General features: G+C 34.9%; 6 protein-coding genes. 1 reads left to right on the forward strand and 5 read right to left on the reverse strand.

From position 1 onward, the window contains the following. From KTB61_RS12315 to KTB61_RS12330, 4 genes are all read right to left on the reverse strand, one after another. A complete protein-coding gene (locus KTB61_RS12315; protein ID WP_216697631.1) occupies window positions 1-2,166 on the reverse strand; it encodes a PTS transporter subunit IIABC in 2,166 nt (721 codons plus the stop codon). 1 nt (window position 2,167) lies between these two features. Beyond that, the gene (locus KTB61_RS12320) at window positions 2,168-3,223 is read right to left on the reverse strand and encodes an aldose epimerase family protein (RefSeq protein WP_230973747.1); all 1,056 of its coding nucleotides are present in this window, start codon (window positions 3,221-3,223) and stop codon (window positions 2,168-2,170) included. 13 nt (window positions 3,224-3,236) lie between these two features. Continuing rightward, entirely contained in the window at window positions 3,237-4,625 is a 1,389-nt protein-coding gene (locus KTB61_RS12325) for a 6-phospho-beta-glucosidase (RefSeq protein ID WP_055072890.1), read from the reverse strand. A gap of 151 nt (window positions 4,626-4,776) precedes the next feature. Then, window positions 4,777-6,105 (reverse strand): family 4 glycosyl hydrolase, encoded by a 1,329-nt coding sequence (locus tag KTB61_RS12330; protein ID WP_055232932.1) that lies wholly within the window; start codon window positions 6,103-6,105, stop codon window positions 4,777-4,779. Between the two features lie 205 nt (window positions 6,106-6,310). Here KTB61_RS12330 and KTB61_RS12335 point away from each other — a divergent pair, with 205 nt between their 5' ends. Continuing rightward, window positions 6,311-7,162: a MurR/RpiR family transcriptional regulator gene (locus tag KTB61_RS12335; protein ID WP_216697633.1), complete on the forward strand. Its 852-nt coding sequence runs from the start codon at window positions 6,311-6,313 to the stop codon at window positions 7,160-7,162. Between the two features lie 7 nt (window positions 7,163-7,169). On the opposite strand, the gene KTB61_RS12340 is transcribed toward KTB61_RS12335, so the two are convergent. Beyond that, window positions 7,170-8,036 carry a MurR/RpiR family transcriptional regulator gene (locus tag KTB61_RS12340; RefSeq protein ID WP_216697634.1) on the reverse strand — a complete coding sequence of 289 codons (867 nt, stop codon included), beginning with the start codon at window positions 8,034-8,036 and terminating at the stop codon, window positions 7,170-7,172. Between the last annotated feature and the right edge of the window lie 236 nt (window positions 8,037-8,272).

Here is an 8,272-nt window from a genome sequence, read left to right on the forward strand (position 1 = left end):
CTAAAATTCCGCAACAACTGTTTTTCCTGCAACTGTTTTTTCTCCAGTTTTATAGGCTACTTTTGGCAGATTAGAATCTTCTAAGACAACAACCATAATATCTGGGCTATATCCTTCTTTCTTGATCAGATTGATATCAAACTCTACCAACTTATCTCCTGCCTTTACTTCTTGTCCACTCTTGACAAAAGCCTTAAATCCTTTTCCATCTAATTTGACTGTGTCAATTCCGATATGAATTAAAAGATTTAATCCTTCTTTTGTCTCGATTCCAATCGCATGTAAAGATGGTTTCATTAATGCTGTGATCTTTCCATCTGCTGGTGCAACAACGACACCTTTTTCTGGTTCGATCACAACACCATCTCCCATAGCACAAGTTGCAAATGCCTCATCTTTTGCCTGTGTCATTGCAAGAACTTTTCCTGTTGCTACCGCAACTAATTTACCATGTCTGATTTCTTTTTTCTCTTCTTCTTTGGAGGAAACTATGGGTGTTACCTCTTCTTCTTTGGAAGGATCTGTTCCATGCTGTGCATAATATTCCACATATTCTTCAAAATTACTCTTGATCACAGATACCTGTGGTCCATAAATAATCTGAATTCCTGTTCCTTTTTTGATGATTCCTTTGGAACCAGATTGTTTTAAGTACTGATCTGTCACCTTAGTTTCATCTGTTACTGTGATACGAAGTCTTGTAGCACAGCAATCAATATCTTCAATATTTTTAATTCCACCAAGTCCTTTTAAGATCATAAAGGAAATTGGATCCTCTGGTGCGTCTGTATCTTCATTTGCTGCACCTTTTTTTGCCTGGTAATCAGCTTTTGTATATAATTTTACCTCTTCTTCGTCATCATCTCTACCTGGTGTTGGAAGATCAAATTTCTCAATGACAAATTTGAACACAAAGTAATATAATACTGCATAAACTGCAAATACTGGAAGGATCATCATCCAGTTACTCTTTGTCTGTCCCTGTAATACACCGTATAACATAAAGTCGATCAATCCACAAGAGAATGTTGTTCCGATACAGATCTTTAAGATATGCATTAATGCAAATGACAAACCTGCTAATCCACAATGTAAGATAAATAATCCTGGTGCAATAAATAAGAATGTAAATTCAATCGGTTCTGTAATTCCTGTAAGGAATGATGTTAATGCTGCTGAGAATAGTAATCCTCCAACAATTTTTCTTTTTTCTGGTTTTGCACAACGATACATTGCATAAGCTGCTCCAGGAAGTCCCGCCATCATGAAAGAATATTTTCCTGTCATGAATCTACATGCTTCTACTGCAAAATGTTTTGTATTTGGGTCTGCCAGCTGTGCAAAGAAGATATTCTGTGCACCTTCTACCATCTTTCCAGCAACTTCCATTGTTCCTCCAAGAGATGTCTGCCAGAATGGTAAATAAAATACATGATGTAATCCGAATGGAATTAATGCTCTCTCTAAGAATCCAAAGATTGCTGTTCCAAAATATCCAGAATGCATAACCAGATTACCAAGTGCAAAGATTCCACTCTGAATCGTTGGCCATACAAAGAAGCAGATAATACCTACACCGATATGTGCGATTACACTAATAATTGGCACAAAACGCACTCCTGAGAAAAATGCTAATGCTGCTGGTAATTGCTGTTTATAAAAGCGATTATGTAATGCTGCTGTTACAAGTCCTACGATAACTCCAGCAAATACTCCCATCTGAAGAGAATCAATACCACAGACACTCGTGATCTGTCCGTTTAAGACACTCTTTGCATATGTTCCGTCCGCTAAAATCTTTCCTGATAATTTTAACATCGCATTAATTGTTGAATTCATTACAAAGAATGAAATACCTGCAGAAAGTACTGCGACTGCTTTTTCATTTTTTGCCATTCCTAATGCTACTGCTAATGCAAAGATCAATGGTAAATTTCCAAAGATTGTATTACCGACCTGTGACATGATTGTTAAAAGCGCATTCAGGATAGTTCCCTCTCCCATGATTCCTTGTAAATGATACGCTGCGATCGTATCAGCATTAGTAAATGAAGATCCCAGTCCTAGTAAGATACCTGCAATTGGTAACACAGATACTGGAAGAAAAAATGATTTTCCGATCTGTTGTACTACCGCAAATGCTGAACTTTTCTTTTTCTTTGCCATTTTAATCCTCCTTTGTGACAAATTGATACATGGTTACTGTCTGATACACTTCTCCTGCGTCAAATACTGGTGCATCAAACTCTTTTGTGTTAATACTGTTTGGGAAATAATGTGGTTCCATGCAAAATCCACATCCTTTTCCATAGATCACTCCCCCTTTCCCTTTTGTTGATTTCATTGTATTTCCAGTGTAAAACTGTAATCCTGGAAGATCTGAATAAACTTCCATTTTAATACCCTGTTCTTCATCCAATGCTTCCGCCATTTTTCGGAAACCACAATCTTTATTCCGAATTACAAAATTATGATCATATCCTTTGCCTTTTTCTAGTTGTTCATCTTCGGCATATAGATCATTCTTAATCTTTTTCCATTCACGGAAATCCATCGGTGTATGTTCTACTTTTCTGATTTCTCCTGTTGGGATCGTATCTTCATTGATCGGTGTAAATTCATCTGCATAAATCCTTACTTTTGTATTTTCGATCGTTCCGCTTTCATGTCCACCCAAGTTAAAGTAATTATGATTTGTCAGATTGATCAGCGTTTTCTTATCGCTGACTGCATGATAGGAAACGATCAATCCATTTGTTTCCGTTACCGTATAAATGATATTTGTTACCAATGTTCCCGGAAATCCTTGTTCCCCATCTGGACTTACATAAGTAAACTTCACTGCATGATCATCAATGATCTCACTATCCCATAAGACTTTGTGAAATCCATGTTCTTTGTCACTGTGAATGTTATGTTTTCCACGATTTTTTGCTACATGATACTCTTTCCCATCAATTTCGAATCTGGCATTTGAGATACGGTTTACATTCCGTCCGACAGTTGCTCCAAACATAATTCCATTCTCAAAATATTCTTCCAAGGTGTCATATCCAAGGGCTACATCTTTGATGTTTCCCTCCTTGTTTTTTACAAGGAGAGAAACAATATTTACACCAAAATCAGTAACTTTGACTGCAAATCCATTTTGATTTTCAATCGTGTATAGAAATGCTTCTCTTTTATCTTCTAAAAAGCCAAAACTTTCTTTTGTTACACTCATATCAGCCTCCTGCTTAGTGTCCATGTTCCATTAAGTCCATAACAACAGGATCTGTAGAATGAACTCCTTTTGCTTTAAGTTCTTCAATCTTTTCTTTAAACTGTGGCAGATATTTTGCATGTGCAACTAACAGTTCATCTAAAACTTTTGTTGTATTTTCATTATTTTCTACTAATGGATTTAATACGAATGCTTCTAATGCTTTTCCGTAATCTCCTGTCAATGCCGCTTCAATTGTACATTCTTCCATTGCTTTCATCATCTGAAGCCATCCTTTTTCTGCTGATGGAAGCTTTCCAAATGCCATTGGCTGTGCTCCTGTCGCTGAAATGATACTTGATACTTCCACGATAGAGTCATCATCTAAGCATGAAATTGCTCCATTGTTTTGTGTACTTACTACCATATGGATCTTCTTATTTGCATAAATTGCACGGATACATTCGCAAGCTGCATCGCTGTAATATGCTCCTCCACGTTTTCCAAGTTGTTCTGGTTTTTCATGAAGTTCTGCATTTTTATAAATTTCAAACAACTCATGTTCTACCTGTTTCATTTGCTCTGCTCTAGTACCACCTTCATTGAATTCTTCAATCGCATGCTCAAGCATTGCTTGTTTCATGTAGTAATATCTGTGGTATCCACAAGGCACCATATTCATGCTGTGAAGTAATTCCAATGGAAATTCAGCTTGATAGATATTGGCTGGTGTTCCACCACCTTTTTCATTGATATGATCGATCAAAATTGGTGTCATATCATTTCCATTTTCATCAAATACTTTATGCCAGTGAAAATGGTTAATTCCTGCATATCTGTAATTTAACTGGCTGATATCCTTCCCAAGGAGCTTTGGTTCTGCCATCATTGCGATCGTTGGCACGTTGCAAAGTCCGATACATTTTTTCCATCCAAAATGTTTAATTACAGCTTCTGTTACCATTCCACTTGGATTTGTAAAGTTGATCAGCCATGCATCTGGGCATAATTCTCTCATATCTTCTATGATCTGTCCGATCACTGGAATGGTTCGAAATGCTTTAAACATTCCTCCTGCTCCATTTGTTTCCTGACCAAGCATTCCATACAATGATGGAATTCTTTCATCTTTAATTCTGGCATCTAAAAGTCCTACTCGAAATTGTGTTGTAACAAAGTCTGCATCTTTTAATGCTTCTCTTCTGTCTAATGTTGTATAAACTTTTACATCATATGGAGATGCATCCCACATTCTCTGTGCCAGTGCTCCTACAATCTCTACTTTTTCTTTTCCATCTTCGATATCGACCAGCCAGATTTCTTTAATTGGAAGTTCTTCATATCGTTTGATGAAACCTTCCATCAGCTCTGGTGTGTAACTACTTCCTCCACCAATCGTTACGATCTTCACTGTACCTTTCATTGTTCTATGCCTCCTCAAATATGTTCGTTTTCTTTGTTCTGTTTACATCATATAGAGTCAGCTTTTTTCTCACAATGGATTTAGTAGATGCGGATATTTTTTTCCAAAAAAAGTTTCAGAATCATGAAAATTTCTGAAACTTTTTGAAACTTTATTTCAATTCCAGCCAGTATTCTTTGTTTGCTTCGATCATTTCATCTAAAATTTCTTTTGCCACATTTGCAGATGGAATTGTGCGGTTTAAAGTAAATGCCTGCAATGCTTTTTTATATGATCCTTCGATCACTGCTTCTACGACCAACCCTTCACAAGCATCCTGCTGTTCGATCAGTCCTTTATAAAATCTTGGAATTTCTCCAACTCTTACTGGTTCTGGTCCGTCTTTTGTAATATATGCAGGAATTTCAACCATGGCATCATCTGGAAGATTCTTGACTGCTCCGTCATTTTTTACGATGACAAGCTGTCTGCTTCTCGTGTCATATGCAAGTGCTTTTACCACTTCTACAATAAATTTTCCATGAACTCCTACATAAAATTGTGTCAAATCGATTTTTTCTCCATTTTCTAGTTTCTTAACTGCCTCACGAATCTTTGTTTCTCTTCCATGAATAACCTGCATTCCCCTTGTATTATTAATATCCATGTAATCTACAATGTCATCTCCAAGAAGATAATACTGCCAGTATGTATTTGGCAGATAATCTGGAAAATAGTTGACGATCTTCTTTGCATTCGTAAATGTATGTAACCAGTCTGGATCTTTGACCAAGGCATCTTCATAACTTGCCTTTGATACATAACCATACTCTGCCACATGTTTCTTTAATTTTTCTGTGACATCTTCGCCATTACACTGTACTTTTGTAAACCATCCATAATGATTCAATCCAAAATAATCCACTTCCAGATTGCTAAGATCTGTGTCTAGGATTTCTGCCATTCTTGCCTCTACCTCAACTGGCATATCACAGATATTTAAAATTCTTGCATTTGGACGTAATGTCTGTGTTGCCTTAGCAACAATCGCAGCTGGATTTGAATAATTAACGATCCAATAAGTTTTTGATGCATATTTCTCACAAACATCGATCAGATGTACCATTGGTCCGATCGTTCTCATTCCATATGCCATTCCCCCGGCTCCACATGTTTCCTGTCCAATGCATCCATGTTTTAATGAAATCTGTTCATCTTTTACTCGCATTTTCAGTCCACCGACTCGCATCTGTGCCATAATAAAGTCTGCATCTGTAAATGCCTCTTCTTCATCCGTACTAATTTTCAATTCCAAAGAAGGTCTTAAATCTTTTACAACTTCTTTTACGATCAGTGACACTTTTTCTTGTCGTTCCTGATCAATATCATATAACCATAATTCTTTGATTTTTAATTCTTCCTCTTCCAAAAGATTTTTTACAATCCCTGCGGTATAAGTACTTCCACCACCACATATCACAATCTTAAATTCTTTTTTCATTGATTTTTTCCTCCATATCCGTCATATTATTTCATGTGCCCTGATTATATTTCTTGAAAATTTCAGGCTCAATAGTTCACGCTATTTTTGGAACATCACAACTATTTCATGAACAATCTGCATAAATTTATTCCGGTTATTTGTGCAAATTCACAATAAAAAAAGAAATATTTGAAAACTATACTTTTTTAGGAGAATGATTGATATGATACTAGAACAAATTAAAAATCCTGATTTTTTTAATAATTCTGAACAGAATATGATTTATTTTTTACAAAACAATTTAAACTCTTTTGATCAAGTCACTTTAAACAAAATGGCAAAAGAATCCTTTTCTTCGACTTCTTCTGTTTTACGTTTTTGTAAAAAATTAGGATTTGATGGATTTAAAGATTTCAAATTACAACTGATCCGAGAAGCATCTATTTCTGGTCAGGATCTTAATTTTAATCTACCTTTTTCTCCAGATGATTCTGTTGAAGATATCGGTCTTCATTTATCTGAAATTCTTGCAAATGGAATTAAAAAAACACGGAATCTGTTAGATCCCGTGCAATTAGAAATGACTGCTTATAATATAAAAAAGAGCCACCGTGTATTCCTGTTTGGAAAAGGTGACTCCAGAATTTCTCTTGAGAATTTTAAAAATAAAATGATCAAATTAAATGAATATTTTATTATTGGTGATGAATATCAGAATAATTTTTATACAGTCGGCAATATTACCTTTAATGACCTTGTGATCTTCTGTACTTATAGTGCTATGCATCATGATTACAATTCTTATCTTCCAGTTTTAAAAGATCATAACGTTCCGATCATTACGGTTACAAGTAATATTCATTCCAAACTGGCTGTGAATTCTGATATTGTATTACAACTTCCTGATGATGAATCCTTTGATGAAAAAGTTGCCAGTTTTGCCTCTCAAACAAATATGGATTTTATTTTTGATTACATCTATTCTATCATTTTCCAGAAAAATTATATGGAGAATTATCATTCGAAACATGCTAAAGATGTATATACAAATTCTATGATCTATAACAAACTATAATTTAGTATCATTCATCCTGAATATCTCGATCATCCATAAATCCTATGGATTCTTTGAGATATTCAATATTCTTTTCACGGTCCATATTGTAAATACAGCCAAAAACAACATCCATCATATACTGCATTGCAATATGAGATGAAAATTGAGAGATTCGGTCTCTTAGATTTTCTCTGCCGCTGATCGTTAAAGCACAAGTAACATATTGTGGATATAAATTCCCACCTGATTTTCCGACATATATGACTGGTACTTTCTTTTGATATAATACTTTCAGAATTGGTTTCACAAACGTTGCCTTTCCTGAATAGGATAAAATGATCGCTGCATGTTTAGAATTACTTGCTAATGCTGTCAATCTCTGTTTATAAAATCCTTTTGGACATTCTACACTGCTTTTCCCTGTTGTCAGCATCTTATCCTGAAAATTTTCTGCAACATTCATATTATGTGAATGTGTATAAATATCAATAACTTCTGCCTTATGCAATAGTTGTGCTACTTTATGCAACTCAATAAAGTCCATATAATCATAGGTATCATAAATCGCCGTCTCATATAATTTGCTTAATTTCTTTGCGATCATCTGCGGTCCATCTTTTCGTTCAAAAGGATAATTCACATCAATCATTTCAATATCTGATCGCATTTCTGAGATATCTTTCGCTAGTATGACTTTTAATTCATTGAATCCTTTTAATCCGATCTTATTACAGAAACGATGAATCGCTGATTTGGATACATATGTTCTCTCTGCAAGTTCTACAACTGACAGCTCTAAGATATCTTCTTGATTTTTTAGAATGTAATATCCTATTTCTGTTTCAATTGGTGTTAATCCATCTGCTAATTCAATCATATTTTTAAGTGTCATAGTCAGCACCTCTTTATTTTTGATTTGTTTCAGTGTTCCTTATTATTTTAACATTGCTATTTTATTATCTCAAATGATTTATTACTTCCATTACCAAAAAAACTATATCTGGTGCTAGAATATAAATAGTACAAGTCAAAATGAGAATTACCAATCTATTATTTCATGGTACAATGTAAGTACCGCACTGAAGGAGGATCTCATTATGGCAAAGCACTATGACAAACAATTTAAAC

Source organism: Anaerostipes faecalis (genome assembly GCF_018982945.1).
GTDB lineage: Bacteria > Bacillota > Clostridia > Lachnospirales > Lachnospiraceae > Anaerostipes > Anaerostipes faecalis.

Coding starts and splice junctions, on each gene's coding strand:
- KTB61_RS12325 (WP_055072890.1), bottom strand. CDS start 4,625: ATGAAAGGTACAGTGAAGATCGTAACGATTGGTGGAGGAAGTAGTTAC.
- KTB61_RS12340 (WP_216697634.1), bottom strand. CDS start 8,036: ATGACACTTAAAAATATGATTGAATTAGCAGATGGATTAACACCAATT.
- KTB61_RS12335 (WP_216697633.1), top strand. CDS start 6,311: ATGATACTAGAACAAATTAAAAATCCTGATTTTTTTAATAATTCTGAA.
- KTB61_RS12315 (WP_216697631.1), bottom strand. CDS start 2,166: ATGGCAAAGAAAAAGAAAAGTTCAGCATTTGCGGTAGTACAACAGATC.
- KTB61_RS12320 (WP_230973747.1), bottom strand. CDS start 3,223: ATGAGTGTAACAAAAGAAAGTTTTGGCTTTTTAGAAGATAAAAGAGAA.
- KTB61_RS12330 (WP_055232932.1), bottom strand. CDS start 6,105: ATGAAAAAAGAATTTAAGATTGTGATATGTGGTGGTGGAAGTACTTAT.